Source organism: Mesorhizobium sp. M7A.F.Ca.ET.027.03.2.1 (assembly GCF_003999175.1).
In the GTDB taxonomy this organism is placed as follows: domain Bacteria; phylum Pseudomonadota; class Alphaproteobacteria; order Rhizobiales; family Rhizobiaceae; genus Mesorhizobium.
Genome location: NZ_RZOM01001939.1, coordinates 1 through 415, shown reverse-complemented (window position 1 = coordinate 415; position 415 = coordinate 1). Strand labels below are relative to the sequence as shown.

The window sequence follows — 415 nt, the reverse complement described above, 5'->3', positions numbered from 1 at the left end:
ACCTTGATTTCGCCCGACGGCGACGTGACGCCGATCGGCACCACGCCGCGCATGAAGGGCTACAAGATCGCGGCGATCTTCGAAGTCGGCATGTCCGAATATGACACCTCCATCGTCTACATGCCGTTCTCGGAAGCGCAGCTCTATTTCAACATGGACGGGCGGGCGCAAACGATCGAGATCTATGTCGACAATCCAGACGATGTCGATGCGCTGAAACCGAAGGTGGAGGCGGCGGCGCAGCGGCCGATCGACATGATCGATTGGCGTCAGCGCAACGAGACCTTCTTCTCCGCGCTGCAGGTCGAGCGCAACGTCATGTTCATGATCCTGACGCTGATCGTGCTGGTGGCGGCGCTGAACATCATCTCCGGCCTGATCATGCTGGTGAAGGACAAGGGGCACGACATCGCCA

General features: G+C 59.5%; 1 pseudogene. It reads left to right on the top strand.

From position 1 onward, the window contains the following. Positions 1-415: pseudogene (locus EN750_RS38875) on the top strand (lipoprotein-releasing system transmembrane subunit LolC); the annotation flags it as partial.